This is a genomic window from Stenotrophomonas sp. SPM (assembly GCF_003105135.1).
Taxonomy (GTDB): domain Bacteria; phylum Pseudomonadota; class Gammaproteobacteria; order Xanthomonadales; family Xanthomonadaceae; genus Stenotrophomonas.
The window spans coordinates 183,092-209,936 of the sequence record NZ_QETL01000001.1; the positions used below are offsets into that span (position 1 = coordinate 183,092).

The window sequence follows — 26,845 nt, forward strand, 5'->3', positions numbered from 1 at the left end:
CGGCCTGTCACAGCGGGTGCAGGGCCCAGTGGCCCAAGGACAACCCTTTGCGAAGGATGCGGTACGCGTCGCGGTCGAAGACCGGATCACTGCGGCGCACGCGCCGGGCAGCGGCCAGGGTCTTCGCGCTGCCATGATAGAACCATCCATCAACGACGTGGAATTGCCGCATCGCTTCGCCGCGTTCCTCGATGGCCACGGGCCCGGCGTAGGGCCATTCGGCAATCTCCAGCAGCGTGAGCGCATCGGCCAGCCGCTGCTGATGCTCGGCAAGGGTCTCGCCGCCGCAGCAGGCGCCGGCACACTGGCGCAGCATCGAGCGGAAGCACGGGCGTCCAGAGGGAAGCCGCTCCAGGCCCAGCAGCGAATAGCAGAGGCGGTTCTCATCCGCCACGCGGCGCAGCGCCTCACGTGCCGCGCGAGCACTTGAGTAGATGCCGTAAAGCATCGGCGTGGAGGTCAGATCCACCTCTGACGAGTTCACCACGCTGATCTCGCCCCGGTACAGGCGCAGGCTGAATTGACGCGGCAAGCGCCGCAACAGGCGGTTGTACAGCGGGCGCTGTTCTTTCACCATCGCGGCCTCCAGCAGCTGCGCTCCCAGGTCCCCGGCCATCGGCAGGTGACTGATGCGCTCGGACTGGCGCAGCATCGCAGCTTCCTCGGCCGTCCGTAGATGGTCCATCACGCGCGTGCGCAGGTTGATGCTCTTGCCGATGTAGAGCGGCAGGCCACCCTCGCGGCCGTGGAAGGTGTAGACACCGGGCTGTGCAGGCAGCGCCTGCGCCTGCTCGCGCAGATGCTCGGGAAACACATACCCGGCGGCGCGGGCGGAACGGCGCGCGGCCTGCGTATTGGAAGGAATCAAGGACAGCGATCAGGACAGTGGCACCAGCGATGCATGATAGGCAAGCGCCGCAGGACCGCCAACGCGTAGTGGCGGGTGCCACTGAACGCTTCACGTTGATGTCGTCGACACCTGCCATGCACGCCCCCGACGCGGGCGCCTCGACCACTCTGATACCCCCCGTACGGAGAAGGACCATGACGCAGGACCATTCCGGTGCCCTCGGGCGCACGCGCTGGGCCATTGCCGAGGGCTATATCCCCGGCTGGAGCAACGGCCGTGAGCCTGAGCTGGAGAGCCACGAGACGTGCTGCATCCTCAATGCCGGCAGCACCGATGCCCGGATCAGCCTGATGCTGTACTTCGAGGATCGCGAGCCGCAGGGCCCCTACATCTTCACCGTTCCTGCCCAGCGCACCTGCCACAAACGCTTCAATGATCTTCAGGAACCGGCACCGGTGCCGCTGGGCGTTGGCTTCTCCTGCGTCATCGAGTCCGACGTGCCCGTGGTGGTGCAGCACACGCGCCTGGATTCGCGCCAGGCGGCAAACAGCATCATGACCACCATCGCGCACCCGCTGTAGGCCGCGCCCTGCACGCCGTGCCGACATTGCCGGGCCACGGCGTTTACCGCGGTGTGCCCACACTGGCCCCCCCCCCTTCCCCCACAGAGGATGCACGCATGCCAGTCCCCAACTACCCGAAGCCGCCATTCAAGGCGCAGCAGCAGTCTTTCCCTGGCAAGACCAGCAAGCTCGACCCGAAGCCGGATCACGGCGAACAGAGCTACCAGGGACACCGCCAGCTTGAGGGCAAAAAGGCACTCATCACCGGTGGCGACAGCGGCATCGGTGCAGCCGTGGCCATCGCCTATGCACGCGAAGGTGCGGATGTAGCGATTGCCTTCCTGGAAAGCGAGAAGGACGATGCTGCCGCCATCGGCAAGCTCATCCAGGAGGCTGGCCAGAAGGCGGTGCTGATCCCCTGCGATATCAGTGACGAGGCGCAGGCCGAGCAGTTGATCCAGCGCGTCGTGAATGAGCTGGGCGGCTTGGACATCCTGGTCAACAACGCCGCCTACCAGCGCTACTACGAATCGTTTGACGAGATCACGATGGACGACTGGCGCAAGACGTTCGATACCAATGTCCATGCGCTGTTCAACCTGACCCGCCTCAGCGTTCCGCACCTGAAGGACGGCGGCTCGGTCATCAACACCGCGTCGGTGAACTCGAAGAAGCCGACGCCGAACATCCTGCCGTACTCCACCACCAAGGGTGCGGTCGCCAATCTCACCATCGGCCTGGCGGGCCTGCTGGCCGAAAAAGGCATCCGGGTCAACGCGGTCCTCCCGGGCCCGATCTGGACGCCGTTCATTCCTGCTGGGATGGCCGCAGACGAGGTTGAGAGCTTCGGCAGCCAGACCCCGTTCGGCCGCCCTGGCCAGCCCGCCGAGCTTGCGTCTGCCTATGTAATGCTGGCAGCGGACAGTGCCAGCTATACGTCTGGCGCGCTGCTTACCATCTCTGGTGGCGCTGTGACCCTGTAACCTGCTGCTCGCCTGCCGCAGGGCATTCCCTGTGGCGCAACCCAGCATGCGCTGGTGAGGCAGACGGCTGTTGCCCTGCCCTGCCCTGCCCGATGGAATGAGGTGACTTATCGCCCGCAGCGGAATTGCGGGTTTATGTCAGTTCGCAAGGGAAAGCTGAGGTGACGGCGAAGCCTCAGCAGCGGCCAGGCTGGCGAGGTAGTCGGCAAAGCCACCGACGGCGCGGCCTGACAACCGCCCGCTGGTGGTCACCACGGGCGCGCTGGCCCAACGGATCGACGCACCCGTCGATTCCAATCGACACACCAGGTCCACATCTTCGGAGCACCGCTTGGCTGCGAAGCCGCCCGCGCGCCGGTAGGCAGTGACCGAGACCCCGAGGTTGGCCCCATGCACGCGACCATGCCCCTCACCCCAGTGCTCACTGCGCTGGAAGCAGCTGCGCAGCCACGCCTGCTGCGGCGCCAGAGGGCCGAGATCGACGACGCCACAGAACACGTCGCTGCCTGCGGCACGCTGGGCCACCAGCCAATCGGGCGGGACGACGCTGTCTGCATCGGTACTGGCCAGCCATGAGGCGCCGCGCTCGACCAGCACGGCCGCCGCGGCCGCGCGGGCAGCGCCCACACACCGCGCCTGCAGGCTGAGCGTCTCCGTCGCCATCCGCGCACAGACCTCGGCGCTACCATCCCTGCACGCATCCAGCGCGACGATGATCTGCACCGGTTCGCCTGCCAGCCCCGGATGCGCTGCAGCGATGGCCAGCGAGCGCAGGCACGCCGTCAAGTGCTCGGCCTCGTCATGCGCCGGCACCAGCACGCCGATCATCTCAGGCCCTCGTTGCTGGCCAGCGAGAGCGGCCTGCGCGTCCAGCCCTGCAGGATGAAATCGCTGTCGCGGTAGCAGAACGCCTCCTGCAGGCCCTGCCCGAGCCGCTCATGCACCAGCGCGCTGCGGCTGGCCCGACCCGGGAACGACGGCAGCCAGTGGCAGGCAACCAGCAGGCCGTCGTCCTTCATCGCGGCGTGCAGCCCATCGCGCAGTTCGACCAGCGCTTCCGGGCCCAGGTAATAGCCCATCTCGCCACACACGATCAGATCGAAGCGACCGGCCGGCCACTGCTGCGGGTGCTGCGCGCAATGCACCTGCACATGCGGCAGATGGGCCAACCCGCGGCGGGCCTGGAAAGCCGCGCGCGGACTGATGTCGGTGGCCAGCAGTCGCTCGCAGCGGCCAGCCAGACGCTCGGTGAGCACCCCGTTGGAACAGCCCAGCTCCCAGCCGCGCTGGAAGCTGGGCTGGGTCAGGCTGGCCATCAGCAGGTCGCGCTTGCGCTCTTCGTACCAGCGGGTGCGGTAGCCGAACGGATCGTCGTTGGCGTGAAGATCATCGAAGTAGGGCTGGGCGCTCATGCGAAATAGACCTCGTGATTTCTATAGAAGCGGGTAAGTACATGGGCCGGCAGGATGGGCTCGGCGTGCAGCCGGGAGATATCGCCGGTCTGGGTGCGGAACTGCGCGATCGCTTCGCGCTTGTGCGCGGCGACGGCTGAAATGTCGAGCAGCTTCGGCTGCTCCCCCGCCATGTGGGCGCAGCCGGGGTCCAGCCAGTGCCAGCCCCATACGGGATATTCAAGACGCCTGCAGCCTGCCGCCCGTGCCGCCCGCCAGGCGGCGCGGCCGGCCGCTTCGTGATCGGGATGACCATCAAAGCGCCATGGCGCCAGCACCAGGTCGTCTTCGCGCAGGGTCTGCCACAGCCAGTCTTCGAGGCCGGCTTCGTGGGCGGTGACGCCGCCGTCGGCAATGCCAAGATGGACAATGGCACCGGCATCAATGGACAGCGCACCCAGGGCGTCGCGCAGCTCTTCACGGCGTGCCTGGCGCAGGCGCTGCGGCGTCCACCAGCGCTCGCCCGGGTAGCAGGCCTCGCCGTCGGTCACCGCAATGACCTGCACCTCCAGGCCGATCCCTGCGGCCGCACACAGCAGCCCGCCACACGCCAGCACCTCGTCATCCGGGTGCGGTGCGACCACAACGAGCCGGCGTACGCCTGCACACAGTTCCGCGAGCGCGGTTTCAGGTTGTTGCCAGAGCCAGTCGCAGTGTTCCCAGGCACGCTCGTCAGAGCCCTGACCGTGGATGGTGGCTACAGCGACCATGGCATCACCTGTCGGGCGCACTGCTCGCCGAGCCATTGCCAATCCTTGTCGGCGTGGCTCTGGCGCATGAACACCGTCAGGTCCGCCCAGCGCCGGGCGTGGGCATCTTCCATGCACATCGGTGCGGGGCCAAGCGCGCGGCCGGCCAGATCGAGCACCTGCGTGGCGGCGCGCTCGACGACGCTGCGCACGCGTACCACCTGCACCCGGTGTGTCAGCTGCGGTGCCGCGTCGATGGCCATGGCCAGTTCACGCAGCAGTGCCGCTGCCGGTGCCAGTGCCAGATCGACCTTGCCCAGCAACCGCGCGCGCAGGCCCTCGCTGCAGCCGTGCTGCATGCGCTCGGCCAGCGCTGTCGCCGCGCCGAACCACACCGCCGCGATCCCAGCGCCACCGTGCCAGAAGCCCGGTCGTTCCAGGTAGCCATTGATCGGGCCCACCGCTTCGGCCTGCGCACCATCAAAGCGCACCGTGGTGGACGGCACACCGGCCATGCCAGCGGCGGGCCACGGTTCGCCCTCCATGCAGTGCCACTGCGATGCGTCCACCTTGTAGAGCTGTACACCCGCCTCACCGCGCACGGTCACCAGCGCGGTGTCGACCAGATTGCTTCCCGAGCACCACGGCTTGTCGCCGCGCAGCCGGCCGTCGTGCTCCGCCCGCAGCGTGCAGGCCGGGCCCTCGGCCGCCCATACCGCCAGAAGTTGCTCTGAAGGCAAGGGCACGCGCAGTTCGTGCAGGATCGCGATCGCATCGTGATGGGCTTCAAGCACCTTGGCCAGGCACAGGTCTTCATGACCCAGCGCTGCGAGTGCACGCCAGCGTTCAAGGGTGCGGCCCTGGCCCGGAAGCGGGAGATCAGGCACCTGCAACAGGCGCTGCCTGGCAAGGTTGGACAACGGGGGAGGCAGGACAGGAGCGAGCATTTCACAGACGTCGCAGGAGACAGATCTGGAACGTAGGCCTTCCCTGGTCACGTTGCTGTCTTGCCGATGTATCCGCGGGATGATTGCCGTGGATAGGTATCATCACGGCAGCTGCCCAACGTTACGCTGAAGCATTCAGATGCTGACCGAAATCCATGTCGGCGCGTGATCACTGGCCTTGTCCTGCAGGCGCACCCAGCGATCGACCCCTGCATCCTTCAGCCGAGGCGCAAGCACCGGATTGATCAGCAGATGATCGATGCGGAGCCCGCGGTCGCGCTCGGCGTGCTGGCGGAAGTAGTCCCAGAACGTGTAGATGAACTGCTCGCCGTGCACTTTCCGCAGCGCATCGGTCCAGCCCTGCGCCAGCAGTCGCTCAAACGCGTCGCGGACCTCGGGCTGGAACAGCGCGTCACGCTTCCACGCCTTGGGGTCATACACATCCAGGTCACTGGGGATCACATTGAAGTCGCCCATCAGTACCGCCGGGTGTGGAAGATCGACCAGCGAGCGGGCATGGCCCAACAGTCGCTGCATCCAGCGCAGCTTGTAATCGAACTTCGGGCCGGGCTGGGGGTTGCCGTTGGGCAGGTACAGTGCGCCCACGACGATCCCATGCACGGCCGCTTCCAGATAACGGCTCTGGCTGTCCTTGGGATCACCCGGCAGCCGGCGACGGCTTTCTATCGGCATTGCATTGCGCGCAAGCACTGCGACACCGTTCCAGCGCGCTTCGCCGCACCAGATCGCGCCATAGCCCGCCCGCTCCAGCGCCGCTACCGGAAAGGCGGCATCCGTGGCCTTCAGCTCCTGCAGGGCGACGATATCCGGCGCTTCCCGGTCCAGCCATGCCAGCAGATGCGGCAGCCGCGGACCGATTCCGTTGACGTTGAAGGTGGCGATGCGCAGTGTTTTCCGACGCGGCAAGGGGGGCTCCGGCTGGCCTGATACACGATTCGAGGGCTGCCAGTATCCGCGCGGGCGGATGCACGCCCGGTGCAGGGCCATTCAGGGGCGCGCCGATAGCCGTAAAGTCGAGCTTGCTAGACTGCCTTTGCCGCGGCATTGCGTGCAGTCGAGCAAGCTCGACTCTACCAGCAAGCCGGATCGCGGCGTTCATCGAGGCGCGGGGTGCCCGCCCCCGGCCTGTGGGAAAATAGCGCACAGCTTCGCCCGTTGGTTGTTGCAAGGAGTTCCTGATGTCCCCCTTCCCCTTCGATGCCGTGCTGTTCGACTGCGACGGCGTCCTCGTCGATTCCGAGCCGCTGGTGGCCCGCGTGCTGTCGGAAATGCTGAGCGAGCGCGGCTGGCCGCTGACCCAGCAGCAGGCCGGTGAAATCTTCCTCGGCAAGTCCGTCGCCGGCCTGGCCGGCCTGATTGAGGAGCGTACCGGTAAGCCCTTCACCGAGACGTGGCTGGATGAATTCCGCCGCCAGCGCAATGTCGCGCTGGAACATGATCTCACTGAGATTCCCGGCGCCCCGTCTGCCGTGCGTGCGATCCAGGCGGCCACCGGCGGCAGGATTGCCTGTGCCTCGGGCGCCGACCTGCTGAAGGTGCGCCTGCAGCTGGGCAAGATCGGCATCCTCGATGCCTTCGCCGGACAGATCTTCAGCGGCCAGGACCAGCCGCGGACCAAGCCGCACCCGGATGTGTACCTGGCAGCCGCCGCCGCACTGGGCGTGGACCCGAGCCGCTGCGCGGTCATCGAAGACACCGTGACCGGCGCCACCGCAGGCGTGGCCGCGGGTGCCACGGTGTTCGGCTACAGCCCGGGCGGCCAGTACCACAGCACGCCCGAAGCCCTGCGTGCGGCCGGTGCGCACGTGATTTTCGAATCCATGCACGATCTGCCGGCCGTGCTGGCCGCCTACGCCGCCGACGCAGCGGCGTGATCGACGTCGCCGCCGCCCCGTCCGGGTGCAGCGGCAGCCGTGCATTACCCGGCCTGCATCACCAAGTAAAGCGCGCCGTCGCCGTGACCGTGCGGCCGGTGCCGTAGTAGCACGAGGACACGCCGGTGCAGGTTGACACGAAACGCTTGTCGGCCAGGTTGCTCAGGTTCAACGACAGCTGCGTGCCCACCGCACCGTACACGCCGATGTCGTAGCGGATGGCCGCGTCCCACAGGGTGTAGGACGGAATGCGGTACAGGTTGGCACTGTCACCGTAGGTCGTGCCGTTGTAGCGCATGCCGGCCGCCAGGCTCAGGCCTTCCAGTGAACCGCCCTGGAAGCTGTAGTCACCCCACAGCGATGCGGTCCAGTCCGGCACCATCGCCAGTTCCTTGCCAGCGTAGCCGTTGTTGCTGCGGGTCACTTCCGATTCCATCCATGCTGCAGCGCCGATCACGCTGAAACCCTGCAACGGGGTGACGCGGCCTTCCAGTTCGACACCGCGCACGCGGCCCTCGCCATCCTGCACCTGGCATTGGCTGTTGCCGGTGCCGCAGGTGTTGTGGTTCTTGTCCGGATCATCGGTCAGCACGTTCTGCTGGCGCAGGTCGTAGGCGGACAGGGTGATCAGGCCGTCGAAGCTGGCCGGCTGGTACTTCAGGCCCGCTTCCCACTGCTTGCCGGTGACCGGGTCGAACGGCGTGCGTTCGTAGGACTGCGTGGCCGTGCTGCCGGCCGGCTGGAACGATTCGGCATAGCTCAGGTACGGGGTCAGGCCGTTGTCGGCCACATACAGGATGCCGGCGTTGCCACTGAAGGCATCGTTCTTGATGTGGCTGGGCGTGCGTGCGCCATAGCGATCGGTGGCCACGGTGTAGGACTGGGTCCAGGTGTCATCCTTGGTCCAGTCGTAGCGACCACCGACGGTGAAGCGCCACTTGTCCAGCGCGATCTGGTCCTGCAGGTAGGCACCGGTCTGGCGGTTGATGCCGCCGGAATAGCCGACAGAGGTGGTGGCCGGGATGTAGCCGCTGTACACCGGGTTGAAGATGTCGATGGCGGTAGGCGTATCGGTAGCCGTGCCCATCGCGCCGCGCGCGGCGGTCCAGTCGGCCTTCTGCCAGTCCACGCCCAGCAGCAGGGTGTGCTCGGCAGCGCCGGTACTGAACTTGCCGGTCAGGCGCGTATCAGCGGTATCGCCGCGCGAATCACCCTCGCCCCAGGTAGCGCGGCGCTTCTGCGTGCGGCCATCGGCATTCAACGCGCCATTGGTCACCACGCTGCGGAAGGTCGACTCCACGTTCAACCGGCGCGCGCTCTGGCTCAGCGTCCAGTGCTCGTTGAAGGCGTGCTCGAACAGCCAGCCGCCCGACCAGATCGTGCGGTCGTAGGTGTTCCAGGTCGGCTCGCCGATGAAGGTGCTGTTCTTCATGTACCTATAGGGCGTCGCGACCAGGGTGCCGGCCATCGGCAGGAACTGGTAGGTTGAGCCGCCATCGTCGCGCTGGTACAGGCCCAGCAGGGTCAGGCGCGTGCGCTTGGCCATCTGGAAGGTGTAGCTCGGCGCCAGGAACCAGTGCTCCTGGTCGGTGTGCTTGATCTGGGTGTCGCCGTCACGGTACAGGCCGACCAGGCGACCCAGGTGACGCTTGTCATCGCTGCCCGCGCCGACATCGAAGGCGGTGCTGTACTGGCCGTTGCCATCCACGCCCAGCTGCAGCACCTGCTGCTGGTACGGGGTGGGCGTCTTGCTGACCTGGTTGACCATGCCGCCCGGGGCCACCTGGCCATACATCACCGCCGAAGGGCCCTTGAGCACTTCCACGCGGTCCAGGTTCCAGCTGTCGACCATGGTGCGGTTCCACTGCCCGCCCTGCGGCGCGCGCATGCCATCGACGGTGACGTTGTTGCTCCAGCTGCCGGCATCGAAGCCGCGGATGCGGAAGTCGTCAACACGGTTGTCGATGCCGGTGCTTTCCAGCGACACACCCGCCACGTAGCGCATCGCCTCATTGAGGTTCTGCACGCCGCGCGCGTCCAGTTCCTCACGCGCGATGACCGACACCGACTTGGCCATCTCGGCCACGGGGGTATCGGTCTTGGTCGCGCCGGACGTGTGGGTGATGGTGCGGTAGGCGTTGACGTGCACCGCGTCCAGATCGGTGGGCGTGCCGGCATCGGGCATTGCCGGCTGGGCCTGCGCGGCCAGCGGCAATGCCAGCAGCGTGGCAACGGACACGGACAGCAGCGAGCGCATCGGCTCGCGGGGAAGGGAACGGGCGTTGGACATGGGGGACCTGCTTCTTGGGGGCGCGCCTGGGGGCGGCGGCAGCGGCGCTGGTTAAGGGCGCGTTGAATGATAGCAGATGCGAATGGTTCCCACTAACATTGAAGCGACGATCGGTCGCAGCCTGACGCAACGACAGGCCGAGCACGGTGCCTTGACCGACCTTCCCTATCCTGTCTGCGCGCCGCACGCCTGCGGCGCATCCGCAATGGAACGCACGAGGAGAATGCATGACCCGTCTGCACACCCTGATCGTCACCGCCGGCATGCTGGCCGTCAGCCCGCTCGCTTTGGCTGAAACGGTGAACCTGACCAACAGCGCCGACGGTGCCAACCGCGATGCCGGCATCACCGCGGTCAAGAAGAAGCTCAACGACGCCTGCACCGAGCGCAAAGGAACACCGAAGGCGGACTCATTCGAGGTGGTCTTCGAAAAGACCAGCGAGAACCCGAACGTGCCCAAGCCGTACCACGTGGACGGCAAGATGCAGTGCGAGCTGCCGGGCTGACTTCCTGCGGGCTGACTGGGCGCGCAGGCCTGTCCGTGCGGTCAGGCCTGCAGCCAGCTACAGTGCGGCGCGCACCGCGGCCATCAGCTCGAGCAGGCTGAACGGCTTGGGCAACAGGCTCATGCCGGTACCGAGGAAGGAGTCCCGCACCGCGGCGCGCTCGGTGTAGCCGGTGATGAACAGCACCGGCATCACGGGATTGATCTCCCGTGCGGCATCGGCCAGTTCGCGGCCGTCCATGCCGGGCAGGCCGACGTCGGACAGCAGCAGGTCGAAGGCCGGGTCCTGCCGCAGGTGGCGCAGGGCCTGGCGCGCATCCGCCGCCAACGTCACCTGGTAGCCCGCTTCGGACAGCATCTCACCGACCATCATCCGCACCGAATCGGTGTCATCCACCAGCAGGATGCGCTCGGACTGGCCGCGGGGCGGCGCGATCTGTTCGGCGCTCGTTTCCGCATGTGTAATTTCACCAGCGGGCAACAGCAGCTCGACCTCAGTCCCTTCGCCCGGTTCGCTGGCAATGCGCGCCAAGCCGCCCGACTGCCGGGCGAAACCATAGGTCATCGACAGGCCGAGGCCCGTGCCCTCGCCCTGCGGCTTGGTGGTGAAGAAGGGTTCGAAGACTTTTGTCACCAGCTCCGGTGGAATTCCGGGCCCGTTGTCGATCACCTTCAGGCTGACATAGCGGCCCGAGGTCAGTTCGTTCTCGCGCTGGACTTCGCAGGCCTCGGCCCGCAGGCGGATCAAGCCACGGCCGCCCAGGGCATCGCGCGCATTGATGACCAGGTTCAGCACGACGTTCTCGAACTGGTTGACGTCGGCAACGGCAACCAGCGATTCCTCGCCCAGTTCGAACTCCAGCTCGATGTTCTCGCCGATCGAGCGGCGCAGCAGGTCTTCCAGCGAGCGCGTACGCGCCACCAGGTCGAAGGGGCGCGAATCCAGCGGCTGCTTGCGGGCGAACGCCAGCATGCGCTGGGTCAGGGCGGCCGCGCGCTGCGCCGATGCAGCGGCGATGCTGCTGTACTGCGGCACCTTCTCGAGCCGCGACGACGCCACGGCCAGCTCGATCATGTCCAGGCCGGAGATGATGGTGGTCAGCAGGTTGTTGAAGTCATGCGCGATGCCGCCGGTCAACTGGCCCAGCGAATCCATCTTCTGCGCCTGCAGCAGCTCGGCCTCGGTGCGGCTGCGCTCGGCGATCTGGTGCGCGAGTTCGGTGTTGGCGGTTTCCAGTTCGGCGCGCTGTTCGCGGGCGCGTACATGGTGCTCGGTCACGTCCTCCACCACCACCAGCCCATGACCGGTGCGGCGATCAGGCGTCAGCCGCCATTGCGTGTTGCGCACGCCCTGCCGGCCTGCGATGGACAGCACGCCCTGCCAGCGCTCCTGCCGCGCAAGTGCGTCCTGCAGGTCCAGCACGAATTCCTTGTTGCTGCCAAGCAGGGCAAACAGCGAGCCATTGGCATCGGCTTCGCTGAGCAGGCGCGCGAACGCAGGATTGCTTTCGCGGATCTGCAACTGCTCATCCAGCACCGCGATGGGCGCATTGATCTGGCTGAAGATCTCCTGGAACCGCGCGTCCGCGTCACGCAACGCTTCCTCGGCGCGTCGCGCGCGCAACAAGCTGCGAAGCGTGGCCAGGAGCACGTCGGGATCCACAGGATGGATCAGGTAGCCATCGGCACCGTTGTCCAGGCCGGTGATCATGTCGCCCGTGGCGATGGACGCCGCAGACACGTGCACCACCGGCAGCAGCCGGGTGCGTGGCCGGGTGCGCAGCTGGCGCACCACATCGAAGCCACTCATGTCCGGCAGGTTGACGTCCAGCACCATCGCGCCGAACTCCGCGTCGGCGAGCCGGTCCAGCCCCTCTTGGCCGGTGGCCGCCTCGCTCACACTGTAACCATGACGTTCCAGCACGCGCCGCACGGAGTAGCGCGTGGCTGCGTTGTCATCGACCACCAATACGCGATCAGAGTGCGGCATGGGCGTTCTCCGTCGCCTCGTTCAGTGCTACCGGCAAGACTACATGGAATGCCGAGCCGCTGCCGGGCAGGCTTTCCACCGCCACCCGGCCACCCAGCAATTCCGCAAACCGCTTGCACAGCGACAGGCCAAGGCCGGTGCCGCGCAGGCGCTTCTGCAGCGGCGAGTCCACCTGCACGAAATCCTCGAACAGCGCGGGCAGCAGCTCCGGGGCGATGCCGATGCCGGTATCGCGCACGGTGAAGCGAACCTCCGCGTCGCTGTCCATCATCGCCGAGACCACCACCTGCCCTTCCGGGGTGAACTTGATGGCATTGGAAATGTAGTTGCGCAGGATCTGCGCCACCTTCTTGTCGTCGGTGAAGAGCATTGGCAGCGGCGGCGGATCCTCGAACACCAGCTCGATGCGCTGGTTGCTCTCCACCAGTGGCCTGAACATGCCGCGCAGGGCAGCAAACAGATCCATCAGATCGAACCAGCCCGGCGAGATCGTAATGCGCCCGGCCTCGATCTTGGCCAGGTCCAGCAGGTCGTCCACCATCTCGCGCAGCTCCGATGCCGAGGCGCTGACGAAGCGCACCTGGCGCAGCTGCTCATCGTTGAGCGGCCCATCGAGCCCGTCTTCCAGCAGGCGCGTCATGCTCAGGATCGAGCCCAGCGGCGTGCGGAACTCGTGGCTCATGTAGGACAGGAACCGGCTCTTCAGGTCTGAAACCTCTCGCAGCTGCGCGGCCTGCTGGTCCAGCTCGGCATACAACGCCAGCACGCCCTGATTGGTCTCTTCCAGCTCCGCGCGCAGGGCGGCGTTCTCGGCCGCCAGGCGGGCGTTCTCCTCCTGCATCTGTTCCTGCACCATCACCACGCTCCCATGCGCAGGGCAACGATGCTGGCATCGTCGCGGCTACGGTCGAAATCCCGTTGCAGCACCGCCACCACCAACGCCGGGTGCCGATGGATCAGGCCGGGATAGTCCTGCAAACGCCAGCGCCCCTGCAGGCCATCGCTGTGCATGATCAGCAGCGCGCCGTGCGCGGCGTGAACGTTGAATGCCTGTGCCTTGCGGTATTGCACGCCGACGATGCCCGGCATCGAGGCCAGGCCGCGATAGCTCGTGGCATCGGCAACGCCGGCATTGATGTTGCCGATGCCGGAGAACTGCAGCTCGCCCCCCGCCAGCGGCAGGGTCGCCACGGCAACGGCGCCGCCGCGGGTGCCGGACATCGCCTGGTGCAGGGCTTCAATCAACCGGTTCGGCGCTTCCGCGCCCGCTTCCGCAGCCCTGCGCGTGCCCTCCTGCGCGGCATCGGTGGCAGGCAGACCGTGGCCCAGCCCGTCGATGACGGTCAGCGTCGCCTGCCCTTCACGCACCGACAGATGCCAGGCATCACCGCAGGCCTCTTCGCCGCGCATCGCAAGGCGCAGCGCGCCGTAAGCGAGATCAACGCGTGGCCCGGCACGTTCGGGATAGATGCGGGCCACGACGATTGTGCCGCGCGCATCGGACCAGCTGTCGAGCAGCGTCGCTTGGCGCTTCACCGCGCCCAGTCCCAGGCCCTGGCTGCCGCCGGTGGAATAGCCTTCGACCAATGCCTGCGACAGCACGAAGCCAGCACCGGCGTCCACGGTATACAGCTCCACACCGCGTGCATCGCGCCCCTGGACTACAGAAAGGTAGACTTTGCCGCCGCCGCCATGGCGCAGCAGGTTGCTGGCCAGCTCGCTCGCTGCAAGCGCGACCCGGCCGCCGTCCATTTCATCGAAACCGATCCGTGCCGCCAGGGCCAGCGCCTCGCGGCGCACCTGCCCGACCTGGGTCGGTTCCTCCACGGCCACGGCGCGGGTGACGTGTCCGGAGAAACTCACGTCCATTTGGTGATGGTTATGCGCGTGCCCTGGCCGGGTGCAGTGTCCAGCTCGAAGACATCCACCAGCCGCCGTGAGCCGGACAGGCCCAGGCCCATGCCCTTGCCCGACGACCAGCCGTCGGTCAGCGCCTGCTCGATGTTGGCGATGCCGGGCCCCTGGTCGGAGAACACCAGGCGCACGCCGCGGCGCAGCCCTCCGTCCAGCAGCTCCCAGTCCATCTGACCACCACCGCCGTAGATGACGGTATTGCGAGCCAGCTCACTGGCGGCGGTCACCAGCTTGGTCTGGTCGACCAGCCGCAGCCCGCAGGCCACCGCCGCCTGGCGCACGGCCTGGCGGGCCAGCACGACGTCCTGTTCGATCCGCACGGGTAACGTCCCCTGGCGTGCGGTCATGGCAGCTCATCACTCTGGCGCAGCAGCTTCATTCCGCGCTCCACGTTCAACGCCGTGCGCACGCCGCTCAGGTCCAGCCCGAGTTCGACCAAGGTGATGGCCACGGCCGGCTGCATGCCCACCACCACGGTGGTCGCGTCCATCACCCGCGACAGCGCGGAAATGGTGGCGATCATGCGGCCGATGAAGGAATCGACGATGTCCAGCGAGGAGATGTCGATCAGCACGCCACGCGCGGAGGTGCGACGGATGCGCTCACTCAGGTCGTCCTGCAGGTTCAGCGCCAGCTGGTCGTGCATGTCCACCTGGATGGTGACCAGCAGCAGGTCGCCCATCTGCAGGATCGGGATGCGGTCCATCAGCGGTTGGCCTGGCTGACGGTCAGGCCGTTCCGCTTGAGGGCCAGCGCCAGCGCGTCGGCCAGGTTGGCCTTGGTGACGATGCCCTGCAGGTCCAGGCCCAGATGCACGATGGTCTGCGCGATCTGCGGACGCACGCCGCTGATGATGGCGTCCGCACCCATCAGGCGGATGGCGGTGACGGTCTTCAGCAGGTGCTGGGCGACCAGCGTGTCCACGGTGGGCACGCCGGTGATGTCGATGATGGCGATCTCCGAGCCGGTGTCGACGATCCGCTGCAGGAGCGATTCCATCACCACCTGGGTGCGCTGCGAGTCCAGCGTGCCGATCATCGGCAGCGCCAGCACGCCCTCCCACAGCTTCACCACGGGCGTGGAGAGCTCCAGCATCTCTTCCTGCTGGCGCTGGATGACATCCTCGCGGGTGCGCTGGAAGGCCTTGACCGTGTGCAGGCCGAGTACGTCCAGCAGCTCGGAGATCGACCACAGCTGTTCGGCCAGCGCCTGCGGATCGCCACTGTGGTGCTGCTGCAGCAACTGGAACAGCGGCCGTTTCAGCGAGAAGATGAAAGTAGCCGTTTCCGAGGACGAAAAGCCCTTGATCGCGCGGTCGCGCGAGAGGTCTTCGAGGAAATGACGGATGGCCTGCCACTCGGCGCCGTTCAGGTTGCCGGCATCGGCAGCCGACAGCGCGGGCAACAGCAGCTGCCAGAATTCATTGACCTGGATGTCCAGGTCGCGCGCACCGATGCGGCTGTCATCGTTCTGGCCGGCGGCGTTGAGGGTGTCACGCCACTGCGCGATCAGGGTCGAATGATGCCCGCGGATGAGATCGATGGTGCGCTGCTGCAAAGCCGGCATGGGTACGGTCCAGGTAGGTGGGAACGCCGGGGACCATCTTTGTCAGACAAGCCCCTTACTCGTCAGGAAGCGTATTAAGCACCGTGAAGATGTTTCCGTCATGTGAAATTTCGTCAGACCCTGCCCCGCGCACGGCCTCAGCGCGCCATCGCCCGGTTCTGCTGCTCCTGCACCTGCTGTTCCTGCTGCACGGACTGGGCGTGCCCGATGCTGCGCTGCGCAGGCGAAGGCAGCTCGCGCACCTGCTCGCTTACCGGCGTGGCGACGGCCTGCGCGGTGTCGGCGCGGGCGATCTGCCGGTCAGCAGCATGCACTTCACCCTGCACCGCGAACGCGTAGCGGCCATCGTCGCTTAGCACGGCTTCATCGATGCGCTCCATGCCCTTCTGCCGCGCCGCTACCAGCAGGGCCATGCCCAGGCGCTCGCTCATCTCATCGGGGGTGCGGCCCATGGCCCGGTCCAGCCTGCCGACCGCGCCCTGGCTCTGGCACCACATCGCGTGGTCCGGGCTGCCGGCATGGCGCGGGTCCTGTTGCGGCAGCAGCGGCGACGGCGGCGGCTGGCCCTGCAGGTGCTCTCCACGCACCGTGGCGTCGATCTTCTGCAGGTCCTGGCCGCCGCCGGCGGCGACGTGGAACAGGCGCTCTGCCATTCCATAGGCCGAATGGCCTTGGTTGCGCGCAAGCGCCACGGCAAAGGCATCGACATCCTGCTGCGGCCTTCCCTGCCCGTCCTCGGCCAGCAGATGCCAGGCCGGGCCCATCCTCGGATTGTCCTGGACCATCGCCTGCGTGCGCTGCATCAGCCCCCGCATCTGGCCCTCGTCCAGCACCAGGGTGTTCACTTCGCCGGCTTTCAACGGCCCGCGCACATCGTTGCCGGCCCGCCCGGCCAGCGCGCTGTTGGCCAGGCTGGTGATCTGCTCGCCGTTGGGGTTGTCCCTCAGGTCGAAGGTGATTTCGTAGCGGCGCTGCGCGAGGTCTTCCTTGCCGTCGGCACCGTAGGCGCTGATGCGGCTCATCGGCAGGTTGCCGCTGTATTCCACGTTCATCCGCTCGGTATAGCTGCCATCCTCGCGGCGCACGCGGACGATGTCGCCAGCATTGCGCTGGCCGGCCAGATCAACGCCGAGCTTGTCGTTGTAGTCCAGCTTGAGACGAGTCTGCGAATTCATGCCGATCCGCTCGATGGTGGCCAGGTCCTGCACGCCCGGCGTGCCGGCCTGCATCCGTCCGGTCTCGACAAACTGCGCGTAGGCCGAGCGGCCATCGGCCTGCTCCAGATCGAAGGTCGCACTGCGCACCGACGACTGCCCCAGTCCATCCTGGCGGCCGGCAACGGCGCTGAACTTACCTGCCGAGAAACCCACGCCATCGAAGGCCTCTACGGCCTCGTTCGGGCCCGTGCTGACGCGCACCCGGCCATCGCTGAGGCGATCGACGCGATAACTGGCACCCTGCGCCTCGGTCAGCCGGCTCTCGACGGCCATGTTGCGGAAACCCGCTTCCATCTGCGTGCCAGTGAATTGCTGGCCATCGAGGATGACACTGCCACCGCGCGGGATCGTGGTCGGGTCCAGTGGGCTGACGTCGCGCGGATCGGTGGTGTCGTTCTGCGGCAGGGCCACCTTGTAGCGGCCACGGCCACCGGCGGTCACCGCACCTTCGACGATGCCGGCCTTCAGCTGGCTGCGGGTGGCATTGGTCACCTCCAGTTGGAATTCGTTGCGCCCATCGACGACCGTTTCAGTGACGGCGGCGCTGGCGTCGACGAACTGTCCCGCGAACTTCGTGCCAGCCAGCTTGCGCTCGCCACTTGACTTCACCCCGGTCCCGGAGACCGTCACGCCGCCGTCGCGCGTCGCCCGTCGCGCTTCGTGCACGCTGGAGGTGTAAGTGGGGTCGAAGGCCGCCTTGTCCGGGGCGTCGTAAGCGGTGATGCTGTCCTTGCCAGCCTGTGCAGTCATGCCATGGGCTCCTCTACGTAGCCCACGATTATAGGCAGGCGATGTCGCAAGGCATTCACATCATCACGCAGTGATGTTCGGGATAGTGACCCACGCCCCACCCGTTGATGAGCCCCGAATGCCCGCATTTCCCGCACGTTTCACCCACTGGCCGCGCCGCTGGCGGCTGCTGGCCTGGAGCGTTGCCGGCGTTTACGCGCTGTATCTGCTGGCGGGCAATATTTTCCTCAATACGCCGCTTTTCGACTTGGCCACCAACCGCAAGCCGCAGAAGTTCGTGATGCGCACCGGCCCGGCCATCACCCTGCTGCCGGGGCATGTCATCGCCTGGAACGTGCACATGCGCGGCCATGTGAACCACACGGTGTATGTGCTGCACGCCGACCGCGCCAGCGCCCGCCTGGCGTTGTGGCCGTTGTTCCGCCGCGAAGTGCGCGTACCGCACCTGCAGGCCAGCGGCGTGTCGGCCGAAGTCACCCGTGTCGACGATGTCGTGCCGCCGCCCCCTCGCGGGAGCCAGGGCTGGACGCTGCGCTTCGATGCCATCCGCAGTGATTCCATCCAGCACGCCCGATTCGGCAAGCTGCTGATCATCGGCCAGGGCCGGGGCACCGTCGGCTTCCGCAAGCAGCTGCGTGGCGGCCCCTCGGAACTGTACGACTCGCAGGTGGCCTTCAGCGATGCCATCGCCAGCTATGACGGCGTGCAGCTGCTGGACGCGATGAAGGTCGAGGCAACGTTCGGCTACCCCTGGCATTACCGTGACCAGGCGCCCGGGCTCGCCAAGTTCGACATCCTCCGCGGCGCGCTGAAGGTGGATGCGCGCAGTCACGGCATCCGGGTGGACACGGATGCGCGGACGCTGGCGGTGTCCAGCTCACCCAGCACCGGCCAGCTGCAGGCGGACATCACGCTCGACCGCGGCACCCTGCAGCCGGGCAGTCGCGCGGTGTGGCGGGTGCCCTTGCAGGCCGGCGTCGGCGCCCCCGATCGCGGCACGCTGGCCGTGCAGATGCACGCCGCACAGGACATCCGCCTGCAGGCGCGGCTGCCGGCGCGCGAGGGTACGGGCGCCTCGCTGGATGCCGACCTGCACATCACGGGGCGGAAGATTCCCTTCCGCGAACCCGGCCAGCTGATCGAGCGCACCTCCGGCCGGGTACAGGGCGAATGGACCTTCACCTCGCTCAACTGGATTCCCGCTCTGTTCCTGCGCAAGCCTTGGATGCAACTTGACGGCGGTGGCACCGTGCGGGCCGATCTGCAGCTGAAAGCGGGTGAGCTTGCGGCAGGCAGTACGGTGGACATCCCCGAAGCAGCGGCAACGGCCGAAGTGGCGGGCGTGCGCATGACCGGTACGGCCAGCGCACACGGCGAGCTGGCGGCTGGCACGCCGACCCGCGCCACGCTGGATGTGCGGGTGCCGCGCTTCAACGCACGCGCAGGCGGCGAGAAAGGAGACACCTTGTTCGACGGACGCGACCTGTCGCTGCTGCTCAGCGGTGATGGCCGCCTGCGTGAGTTCCGCAAGGACATGCGCGCGCGCCTGCGCTTCAGCAACGCCACCATTCCTGACCTGACCGCCTACAACCGTTATCTGGGCAAGGGGCAGGCGAAGCTGCTGGGAGGCACCGGCATGCTCACCGGCGATGTGGAACTGGATACCGATGGCCGGGTCGGCCATGGCACCGCCACCCTGCTCGGCAACGGCGCGCGCCTGCAGGTGGCCGGTCTCGACCTGCTTGGCAATGCAAAAGTCGACGCCACTTTGCGCCGCGCCGACTTCAAGCAGCGCTACTTCGACCTGTCGGGCACATCGGTGCAGCTGCGCGACGTGCAGGTCGGCCAGCAGCAGCGAAAGACGCCCTGGCAGGGACGCGTGCAGTTCAAGCAGGGCCGCATTGATGCGCAGGCACCGTTCCGGGTCGATGCCAGCGCGGCGCTGACCATGAGCGATGCCGCGCCCCTGCTGGCGGTGTTCGCCGAGCGTGGCGACTACCCTCGCTGGGCGCTGTCCCTGCTCGATGCGGGGCAGGTGAACGCAACCACCCGCCTGCGCTGGCAGGCAGGCCATCTGGTGCTCGACGGCCTGGAAGCCGAGAACGAGCGGCTGTCCCTGCGCGCGCGGCTGGATCTGCTCGAGCAGAACAAGCGCGGCGATCTCTACCTGCGCTGGGGACTGCTCGGTGCCGGCATCGAGATGAAAGGCAAGCAGCGCCAGTGGCATCTGGCAGGCGCGCGCGAATGGTTCGACAGCCGCCCGGCCCTGCTGCCTGCCGACGGCGCGCCCGGTACCGCGGACTGAGACGTGGCACTCCTGCATCCAATACCCACCCGTCTGCGTACACCTGGTGCAATTGCAAACGTTCGAAAGGATCAGTGATGAATCACAGAAGACAGATGTTTGGTCTGGTGGGCTGGCTGGCACTGACGCTCGCTGCGGCGGCATTGGGCGCGCGGGCCTCGATCACCGCCGCGCAGTTTTACGGGCAGCTGGTCCAGCCCAGCTGGGCGCCGCCGGCCACTGTGTTTGGACCGGTCTGGACTTTCTTATACGTATTGATGGCCCTCAGCGCGTGGCTGGTCTGGCGCCAGGGCGGTTGGCGCAGCAATCGGGCCGCGCTCGGCCTGTACGTCGCGCAACTGGTCGTCAACGTGCTGTGGAGCTGGCTGTTCTTCGCATGGAAGCTTGGTGGCGCGGCCTTCGCCGACATCTTGCTGCTGCTGGCGCTGATCGTGGCCACGATGCTGGCTTTCGCCCGTCGCAGGGCCCTGGCGGCGTGGTTGCTTCTGCCTTACCTGGCCTGGGTCAGCTTCGCCACCGCACTCAACCATGCGGTCTGGCAGCTCAACCCTTCAGTGCTGTGAGTGGGGCTCAGGCGGCGTCTACCGGGGCCGCATGCCATTGCCGCAGCGCTGCGCCAGTAAACGACTGCTGGCCACAGCCCGAGGGGCAGCGTACCACGCGGGCCGACGAGGTGCTGACCAGGCCGGCGCCCTCCTCTGCCTTGAACACCGTCTCACAGGCCATGCAGCGTGCCACCACCGCATACAGGTGGACGATGCGACCACTGCACGGGTCCTGCAGCGCGTTTATATCCAGGAGCTCGAAATGGCCGCTGTCCGGCAGAGCGCGGCGCGGGAATGAAAGACGAACGGAAGGCTGCAGGTCCACGCGGCATCATCGTTGGCTGGAACAGGACTTCACTGTAGGCAACGCGGCGTGCAGCACGCGTGCAGTCGGCATGTGGCTGTTGCGAAGTTTTGATGGGCACGGCCATTCTACGGATGAGTGTGCCGGAATGAAGCGTTCAGTCTGTTGTGAACGTGCCCTTCACACGACAGAAGTGGTAGGCGAATCACTGTTTTTCCTTCACCATATAGGGAGGGCTTTTCATCGGGTCGTGGCTGATGCTGCGGGCTGCATCCCGACGCCGGCCCCCTGTCCCCGTACTGCGAGCACAACTGCTGATGCCCTCTGCTGATACCGTGCAGGACCCCTCGCTGGACCAGTGCGCACGCGAGCCGATCCACACGCCCGGCGCGATCCAGCCTTACGGCCTGCTGCTGGTGGTGGAACCCGGTTCGCTGCGGGTGCTGGAGCGGGCGGTAAGCGAGCCGGCCTTGCTGCAGCAGTTCGGCGACCCGTTGGGACAGGCGGTGGACGCGATTCTCGGCGGCGTGCTGGCGCCTTGGGTCAATCGCATGCGTGACGCCGAAGTGGACAGCACGGCCCACCTGGGCACTGTTGAACTGCCGGGCCATGGCCGCCACCAGGTGCTGCTGCATCGCTCGGCGCAAGGCCTGCTGCTGGAGCTGGAATCGCCGGTTGCCGGACAGCCCACCTCGCTGGAGGAACTGTACCCGGCCATCCGCGAGCTGATGGTGGCGATCGAGACCGCCCCTACCGTCGCGGCCCTGTGCCAGATTGCCGCCGAGCACATGCGCGCGATGACCGGGTTCGACCGTACCCTCGTGTATCAGTTCGACAGCGGCTGGAACGGCACGGTCATCGCCGAGGACGGCAATGGGCGGCTGCCGTCCTACCTGGACCTGAGGTTTCCCGAATCGGACATTCCGGCCCAGGCGCGCGAGCTCTATCGCCGCAACCGCGTGCGCCTGATCGCCGATGCCGGTTACACCGCAGTGCCGCTGGTGCGTGCCGCCGCGCGTGCCGGGGCAGCCCCAACCGACCTCAGCCTGGCCGTGCTGCGCAGCGTCTCGCCGGTGCACCTGCAGTACATGCGCAACATGGGCACCGGCTCGTCGATGTCGGTGTCGTTGATGCACGAGGGCCAGCTCTGGGGCCTGGTGTCGTGCCACAGCGAGGATGCCCGCCGCCTGCCCTATCCGGTACGCACCGCCTGTGAATTCATGGGCCAGATCGTGTCGCTGCAGATTGCCCTGAAGCAGCGCGCCCACGCCATCGAGGAACGCGTCCAGCGGCGCTCGCTGCTGGTCAAGCTGCTGGGGCGGATGGCCGGCGACGAGGAGTTCATGGCCGCGCTGCGCCAGGACCCTGCCAGCCTGATGGCACTGACCAATGCACAGGGCGCTGCCATCGTGCACAAGGGCGACTGCCTGCGGGTCGGGCAATGCCCGGTCCGCGGCGACGTACTCGATATCGCCCGCTGGCTGGCCGAGGAACACGCGGGGGACGAGGTCTATGCCACCGACCACCTGGCCAGCGAATGGGAGCGCGGCGCCGCCCTGTCCGAAGTGGCCAGCGGCGTGCTGGCCGTCTCCATTTCCCAGCTGCACGACAGTTTCCTGATGTGGTTCCGCCCCGAAGTGGTGCGCACCGTGCGCTGGGGCGGCGACCCGCGCAAGACGGTGGCACCCGGCAACGTGCTTTCCCCTCGCCATTCGTTCGAAGCCTGGAAGGAAACCGTGCAGCAGCGCAGCCTGGCCTGGACCGATGCCGACCGCGATGCCGCGCACGAGATGCGCACGGCCATCGTCGACATCGTGCTGCGCAAGGCCGAGGAAATGGCAGAGCTCAACGAGCAGCTCCTGCGCAGCAACAAGGAGCTGGAAGCCTTCTCGTATTCGGTCAGCCACGACCTGCGCGCGCCATTCCGGCACATCGTCGGCTATTCCGAACTGCTCGGAAGCTCCGCCGCCGAGCGCCTGAATGACACCGAGCGACGTTTCCTGGACACAATCGTCGAATCGGCGAAGTCGGCCGGCACGCTGGTCGACGATCTGCTGAGTTTCTCGCAGATGGGGCGCTCCACCCTGGGCCGCATGCGCGTGGACATGGGCGCGTTGGTTGCGGACGTGCGCCGCACCCTGGCCTTCGACTATGCCGGGCGCGAGGTCGAGTGGAACGTCGGCCCGCTGCCGGTCATCGAGGCCGACCCCACGATGATGCGCCTGGTCTGGCAGAACCTGCTGTCCAACGCCGTCAAGTTCACCCGCGAACGCGAACAGGCCCGCATCGAGATCGGCTGCGAGCGCACTGCAGAAGAAGATATTTTCTTCGTCCGCGACAATGGCTGCGGCTTCGACATGCGCTACGTCGACAAGCTGTTCGGCGTGTTCCAGCGCCTGCACCACGTCGAGGAATTCGAAGGCACCGGCATCGGCCTGGCCAATGTGCGCCGCATCGTTGGCCGCCATGGTGGCCGTACCTGGGCCGAGGGTGCACTCGGCGAGGGCGCCACCCTTCATTTCACCCTGCCCCATCAAGACGGAGAACACCCATGAGGGATCTGCGGCCCATCCTTCTGGTTGAAGACAGCCCCAAGGATGCCGAGCTGACGATGGCCGCGCTGGCGCGCTGCCAGCTGCTGAACGACGTCGTCCATGTGCGCGACGGTGCCGAAGCACTGGACTACCTGCGCTGCGAGGGTGCCTACGCCGGCACACGCCATGGCGGCCCGGTGGTGGTCCTGCTCGACCTGAAGCTGCCCAAGATCAATGGCCTGGAAGTGCTGGAGCAGGTGCGCGGCGACGCAACGCTGGGCAGCACCCCCATCGTCATGTTGACCTCCTCGCGTGAAGAGCAGGACCTGGTGCGCAGCTACCAGCTCGGCGTGAACGCCTTCGTGGTCAAGCCGGTGGATTTCAAGGAATTCTTCGATGCCATCCAGGGGCTGGGCATGTTCTGGGGCATCACCAACCAGCCCCCGCCCCACCCCTCCATCGGGACTGGCACGCCCGATGCGTGATGCTGCACGCCGACCTTCGCACCTGCGCATCCTCATGCTGGAAGACAGTGCGCTTGATGCTGAACTGATCACGGCGCAACTGCAGCGTGCGGGGCTGGAGTTCGAGACCGAGCGCCTGTGGACCCGCGACGCCTTCATCGACGCGATCGAGAGTGATCGTTTCGACGTCATCCTCGCCGACCACGTCCTGCCGGGTTTCGACGGCGATGCCGCGCTCGACCTGGCGCGCGAGCGCGCGCCGCACATTCCCTTCATCTTCGTCTCCGGCACCCTGACCGAAGAGCTGGCGGTGCAGGCCCTGACCCGTGGCGCGCGTGACTATGTGGTCAAGCAGCGCCTGCAGCGCCTGCCCGACGCGATCCGTCGCGCGCGCCAGGAAGCCAGCGAACGCAACCAGCTGACCCAGGCTCGTGCCGCGCTGGACGAAAGCCAGGCGCAGCTGCAGCAGATCACCGATGCCGTACCGGCGCTGATCGCCCACCTCGACACCGGACACCGCTACCGTTTCGCCAACAAGGCGTTCCTCGATTGGCACGGCACCGACCTGCAGAGCATCCTCGGGCGCACCGCCGCCGACGTTGGCGGCGCGGAGGCCTTTGCCAACGCCCTGCCCAGCCTGCAGCGGGTACTGGCCGGCGAACGCGCCAGCTTCCAGGTCACCCTGGTGCACCGCAGTGGCGATTCACGCTTCCTGCAGATGGACTGCGTGCCCGAGCGCGCCGCCGATGGCAGGGTCACCGGCTATACCTGCCTGGGCAGCGATGTGTCCTCGCTGAAGCGCGCCGAGCTGGCGCTGCGCGAGGACAATGAATCGCTGGAACGGCAGGTGCAGGCGCGTACCGCCGAACTGCAGGCCAGCAAGCGGCGCCTGCAGGCGATCTTTGAATCCAGTTTCCAGCACCAGGTACTGCTGGACAGCAGTGGCCGCATCGTCGATGCCAATGTCGCCTCCCTCGCTGCCGTTCTTGCAGAAAAGGACGATGTCATCGGCCTGCCCTTCTGGGAATCCCCGTGGTTTGCCGCGACGCCCGAGCTCGCCGGCGTGGTCGACCAGGCCGTGGCCGATGCCGCGCGCGGCCGCAGCGCGGTGCAGGCAATGGACCTGGAACTGCCCACCGGACGCCGCAGCTTTGATTTCACGTTCCGCCCGCTGCAGGGTGCCGAGGGCACGGTGACCGCCGTGGTCTCCGAGGCCGTGGAAACCACCGCCCGCATCCAGGCCGAGCACGCGCTGCGGCAGGCACAGAAGATCGAGGCCGTGGGCCAGCTCACCGGCGGCATCGCCCATGACTTCAACAACATCCTGACCGTGATTGCGGGCAACGTCGAGCACGCGATGCTGCTGAACCAGCGTGACGGCCAGCCCGGCAACATGAGTGCGCGTGCACTGGACAACGCCCTCAAGGGCGTCGGCCGCGCGGCCAGCCTGACCCAGCGCCTGCTGGCATTTGCGCGCAAGCAGCCGCTGCGCAGCCAGGCGGTCAACCTCGACGACACGCTGCTGGGCATGCAGGACATGCTGCAGCGGGCACTGGGTGAACTGGTGCAGCTGGACATCCGCACCGGTGAAGGCATCTGGTGTGTCGAACTCGACGTCGGCCAGCTCGAGGCTTCGGTGTTGAACCTGGCGGTGAATGCGCGCGACGCGATGTCCGGTGGCGGGCGCCTGGTGGTGGAGGTCGACAACAGCCACCTCGACCATGACTATGCCGCGCTGTTCCCGGATGCGACGCCGGGCGAATACGTGATGCTGCGCGTGCGCGACAACGGCCATGGCATGTCCGCCGATACGATGGCCAAGGTGTTCGAGCCCTTCTTCACCACCAAGCAGGTAGGCCGCGGCACCGGCCTGGGCCTGTCGATGGTGCACGGCTTCGTCAAGCAGTCCGGTGGCCACGTCCTCATCGACTCGGTGGAAGGCGGCGGCACCAGCATCACCATGATGTTCCCGCGCTCGTCGCTGGACCTGCCCTGCGAGACCGCCGCGCCAGCCACCGGCCTGGCCGGTTACGAGCCGCGCGAAGAGACCATCCTGGTTGCCGAAGACAATGACGATGTGCGCGCCTATACCGTCGAGGCGCTGCGCCAGCTGGGTTACCGCGTGCTGGAAGCGCACGATGGCCCGTCCGCGCTGCGCCTGCTGGAGCGTCCGGATGCGAAGATCGACCTGCTGTTCTCCGACGTGGTGATGCCGGGGATGTCAGGCTGGGCGCTGGGCCGTGAAGTGCGCGAACGCTGGCCGGAGATCGCCGTGCTGTTTACCTCGGGCTATCCGCGCGACCACGATGCCGCCGGCAGCAAGGGGCGTTCGGCACCGCTGCTGTCGAAGCCGTTCACCCGCAGCGACCTGGCCGAATCGATCATCAGCGTGCTGAGGGAGCGCGCGCCAGCGCGTTGATCTGCGCGCATTCCACGACGGTCGGCGGTGACGGCATCCGGGCCAGCGCGATCATCGCCTGACCGATGCCGCGGTTGCTGGTGGTCAGCGCCGGCAGCAGCCCCTCGGCCACCGCCATCAGTGGGCGGGCCAGCAGATAGAACGGCTTGAGCAGCGGGTGTCGCGTACCGGTGCCGGATACCGGCCGCACGCCGGCCGGACGCAGCATCACCGTGCGCACCGGCAGGTCGGCAAGCGCCTGCTCGGTCTCGCCCTTCACCCGCAGCGGCATGATCCGGCTGTCCGGGTTGGCATGTGCTCCCGACACATACAGGAAGCATCCATCGGGATTGGCTGCCGCCCACGCTTCGGCGACGGTGCGGGTCACCTGCAGCGTCACCTGGCGGTACTCGGGCTCGGCCGTGCCCACTGGTGGTGCACCCGCACAGTAGAAACAGGCGTCGAATCCAGCGAGCGCATCACCCAGGGTGGCGGCTCGCTGGAAGTCCGCCAGCACGATCTCGTCGACGGTGTCCGGCACGCTGCCCGCCCGGCGCACCAGTGCGGCGACGTGACCGACATCCACGGACTGCAGGCACGCCTGCAGCACGCCCTGCCCGACCAGCCCGGTGGCGCCCACCAGCAGCACCCGCATTGCATTGCCGTTGCCCATCGGGCTTTCCTC

The 26,845-nt window shown here is 67.1% G+C and carries 25 protein-coding genes; 9 read left to right on the forward strand and 16 right to left on the reverse strand.

Annotated elements, in window-relative coordinates; all coding sequences use genetic code 11:
- Positions 1-7 precede the first annotated feature (7 nt).
- Complete coding sequence (gene cho / locus DCO49_RS00795) at positions 8-865, reverse strand: excinuclease Cho (RefSeq protein ID WP_116862471.1); 858 nt, start codon at positions 863-865, stop codon at positions 8-10.
- 179 nt (positions 866-1,044) lie between these two features.
- Here cho and DCO49_RS00800 point away from each other — a divergent pair, with 179 nt between their 5' ends.
- Both DCO49_RS00800 and DCO49_RS00805 read left to right on the forward strand, forming a co-directional pair.
- Positions 1,045-1,431, forward strand: a complete 387-nt coding sequence (locus DCO49_RS00800) for a sensory rhodopsin transducer (protein WP_116862349.1) — start codon at positions 1,045-1,047, stop codon at positions 1,429-1,431.
- Positions 1,432-1,529: 98 nt separating this feature from the next.
- Positions 1,530-2,396: an SDR family oxidoreductase gene (locus DCO49_RS00805; protein WP_116862350.1), complete on the forward strand. Its 867-nt coding sequence runs from the start codon at positions 1,530-1,532 to the stop codon at positions 2,394-2,396.
- 138 nt (positions 2,397-2,534) lie between these two features.
- On the opposite strand, the gene DCO49_RS00810 is transcribed toward DCO49_RS00805, so the two are convergent.
- The 5 genes from DCO49_RS00810 to xth form a co-directional block, all read right to left on the reverse strand.
- A complete protein-coding gene (locus tag DCO49_RS00810) occupies positions 2,535-3,224 on the reverse strand; it encodes a glycosyltransferase family 2 protein (protein ID WP_116862351.1) in 690 nt (229 codons plus the stop codon).
- Positions 3,221-3,808: an SAM-dependent methyltransferase gene (locus DCO49_RS00815; RefSeq protein WP_116862352.1), complete on the reverse strand. Its 588-nt coding sequence runs from the start codon at positions 3,806-3,808 to the stop codon at positions 3,221-3,223. Before DCO49_RS00815 ends, DCO49_RS00810 begins: the two co-directional genes overlap by 4 nt.
- A complete protein-coding gene (locus DCO49_RS00820; RefSeq protein ID WP_116862353.1) occupies positions 3,805-4,557 on the reverse strand; it encodes a PIG-L family deacetylase in 753 nt (250 codons plus the stop codon). Before DCO49_RS00820 ends, DCO49_RS00815 begins: the two co-directional genes overlap by 4 nt.
- On the reverse strand, positions 4,545-5,423 hold the full coding sequence (locus DCO49_RS00825; protein ID WP_243402601.1) for an acyl-CoA dehydrogenase: 879 nt from the start codon (positions 5,421-5,423) through the stop codon (positions 4,545-4,547). The genes DCO49_RS00820 and DCO49_RS00825 overlap by 13 nt, the downstream gene beginning before the upstream one ends.
- 195 nt (positions 5,424-5,618) lie before the next feature.
- Positions 5,619-6,410, reverse strand: coding sequence for an exodeoxyribonuclease III (gene xth, locus DCO49_RS00830; RefSeq protein WP_116862355.1), 792 nt, complete (start codon positions 6,408-6,410; stop codon positions 5,619-5,621).
- Positions 6,411-6,682: 272 nt separating this feature from the next.
- Between xth and DCO49_RS00835 the strand changes: the two genes are divergently transcribed.
- Entirely contained in the window at positions 6,683-7,378 is a 696-nt protein-coding gene (locus tag DCO49_RS00835; RefSeq protein WP_116862356.1) for an HAD family phosphatase, read from the forward strand.
- 58 nt (positions 7,379-7,436) lie between these two features.
- Here DCO49_RS00835 and DCO49_RS00840 read toward each other — a convergent pair whose 3' ends face one another.
- Positions 7,437-9,668 carry a TonB-dependent siderophore receptor gene (locus tag DCO49_RS00840; protein ID WP_243402602.1) on the reverse strand — a complete coding sequence of 744 codons (2,232 nt, stop codon included), beginning with the start codon at positions 9,666-9,668 and terminating at the stop codon, positions 7,437-7,439.
- A gap of 227 nt (positions 9,669-9,895) precedes the next feature.
- Here DCO49_RS00840 and DCO49_RS00845 point away from each other — a divergent pair, with 227 nt between their 5' ends.
- Entirely contained in the window at positions 9,896-10,174 is a 279-nt protein-coding gene (locus DCO49_RS00845; RefSeq protein WP_116862357.1) for a hypothetical protein, read from the forward strand.
- Positions 10,175-10,231: 57 nt separating this feature from the next.
- On the opposite strand, the gene DCO49_RS00850 is transcribed toward DCO49_RS00845, so the two are convergent.
- The 7 genes from DCO49_RS00850 to DCO49_RS00880 form a co-directional block, all read right to left on the reverse strand.
- A complete protein-coding gene (locus tag DCO49_RS00850) occupies positions 10,232-12,163 on the reverse strand; it encodes a response regulator (protein ID WP_116862358.1) in 1,932 nt (643 codons plus the stop codon).
- A complete protein-coding gene (locus tag DCO49_RS00855) occupies positions 12,150-13,019 on the reverse strand; it encodes an ATP-binding protein (protein ID WP_116862359.1) in 870 nt (289 codons plus the stop codon). Before DCO49_RS00855 ends, DCO49_RS00850 begins: the two co-directional genes overlap by 14 nt.
- A complete protein-coding gene (locus tag DCO49_RS00860) occupies positions 13,019-14,032 on the reverse strand; it encodes an ATP-binding protein (protein WP_116862360.1) in 1,014 nt (337 codons plus the stop codon). Before DCO49_RS00860 ends, DCO49_RS00855 begins: the two co-directional genes overlap by 1 nt.
- Positions 14,023-14,424 carry an anti-sigma regulatory factor gene (locus DCO49_RS00865; RefSeq protein WP_116862361.1) on the reverse strand — a complete coding sequence of 134 codons (402 nt, stop codon included), beginning with the start codon at positions 14,422-14,424 and terminating at the stop codon, positions 14,023-14,025. Before DCO49_RS00865 ends, DCO49_RS00860 begins: the two co-directional genes overlap by 10 nt.
- On the reverse strand, positions 14,421-14,783 hold the full coding sequence (locus tag DCO49_RS00870) for an STAS domain-containing protein (protein ID WP_116862362.1): 363 nt from the start codon (positions 14,781-14,783) through the stop codon (positions 14,421-14,423). Before DCO49_RS00870 ends, DCO49_RS00865 begins: the two co-directional genes overlap by 4 nt.
- Complete coding sequence (locus DCO49_RS00875) at positions 14,783-15,643, reverse strand: STAS domain-containing protein (protein WP_116862363.1); 861 nt, start codon at positions 15,641-15,643, stop codon at positions 14,783-14,785. The genes DCO49_RS00870 and DCO49_RS00875 overlap by 1 nt, the downstream gene beginning before the upstream one ends.
- A 137-nt stretch (positions 15,644-15,780) precedes the next feature.
- Positions 15,781-17,610 carry an XVIPCD domain-containing protein gene (locus tag DCO49_RS00880; RefSeq protein WP_116862364.1) on the reverse strand — a complete coding sequence of 610 codons (1,830 nt, stop codon included), beginning with the start codon at positions 17,608-17,610 and terminating at the stop codon, positions 15,781-15,783.
- A gap of 118 nt (positions 17,611-17,728) precedes the next feature.
- Here DCO49_RS00880 and DCO49_RS00885 point away from each other — a divergent pair, with 118 nt between their 5' ends.
- Positions 17,729-19,915: a hypothetical protein gene (locus DCO49_RS00885; RefSeq protein WP_116862365.1), complete on the forward strand. Its 2,187-nt coding sequence runs from the start codon at positions 17,729-17,731 to the stop codon at positions 19,913-19,915.
- Positions 19,916-19,992: 77 nt separating this feature from the next.
- The gene (locus DCO49_RS00890) at positions 19,993-20,478 is read left to right on the forward strand and encodes a TspO/MBR family protein (RefSeq protein WP_116862366.1); all 486 of its coding nucleotides are present in this window, start codon (positions 19,993-19,995) and stop codon (positions 20,476-20,478) included.
- A 7-nt stretch (positions 20,479-20,485) separates the two neighbouring features.
- Here the strand turns inward: DCO49_RS00890 and DCO49_RS00895 are convergent, their stop codons facing one another.
- Positions 20,486-20,779, reverse strand: coding sequence for a hypothetical protein (locus tag DCO49_RS00895; RefSeq protein WP_116862473.1), 294 nt, complete (start codon positions 20,777-20,779; stop codon positions 20,486-20,488).
- Between the two features lie 302 nt (positions 20,780-21,081).
- Here DCO49_RS00895 and DCO49_RS00900 point away from each other — a divergent pair, with 302 nt between their 5' ends.
- From DCO49_RS00900 to DCO49_RS00910, 3 genes are read left to right on the forward strand one after another with little or no spacing between them, the layout of a single operon-like run.
- On the forward strand, positions 21,082-23,319 hold the full coding sequence (locus DCO49_RS00900) for an ATP-binding protein (protein WP_116862367.1): 2,238 nt from the start codon (positions 21,082-21,084) through the stop codon (positions 23,317-23,319).
- On the forward strand, positions 23,316-23,783 hold the full coding sequence (locus tag DCO49_RS00905; RefSeq protein WP_116862368.1) for a response regulator: 468 nt from the start codon (positions 23,316-23,318) through the stop codon (positions 23,781-23,783). Before DCO49_RS00900 ends, DCO49_RS00905 begins: the two co-directional genes overlap by 4 nt.
- The gene (locus tag DCO49_RS00910; protein WP_116862369.1) at positions 23,776-26,181 is read left to right on the forward strand and encodes a response regulator; all 2,406 of its coding nucleotides are present in this window, start codon (positions 23,776-23,778) and stop codon (positions 26,179-26,181) included. Before DCO49_RS00905 ends, DCO49_RS00910 begins: the two co-directional genes overlap by 8 nt.
- On the opposite strand, the gene DCO49_RS00915 is transcribed toward DCO49_RS00910, so the two are convergent.
- A complete protein-coding gene (locus DCO49_RS00915) occupies positions 26,147-26,833 on the reverse strand; it encodes an NAD(P)H-binding protein (RefSeq protein WP_116862370.1) in 687 nt (228 codons plus the stop codon). The two genes, DCO49_RS00910 and DCO49_RS00915, sit on opposite strands and share 35 nt — an antisense overlap.
- Positions 26,834-26,845 lie beyond the last annotated feature (12 nt).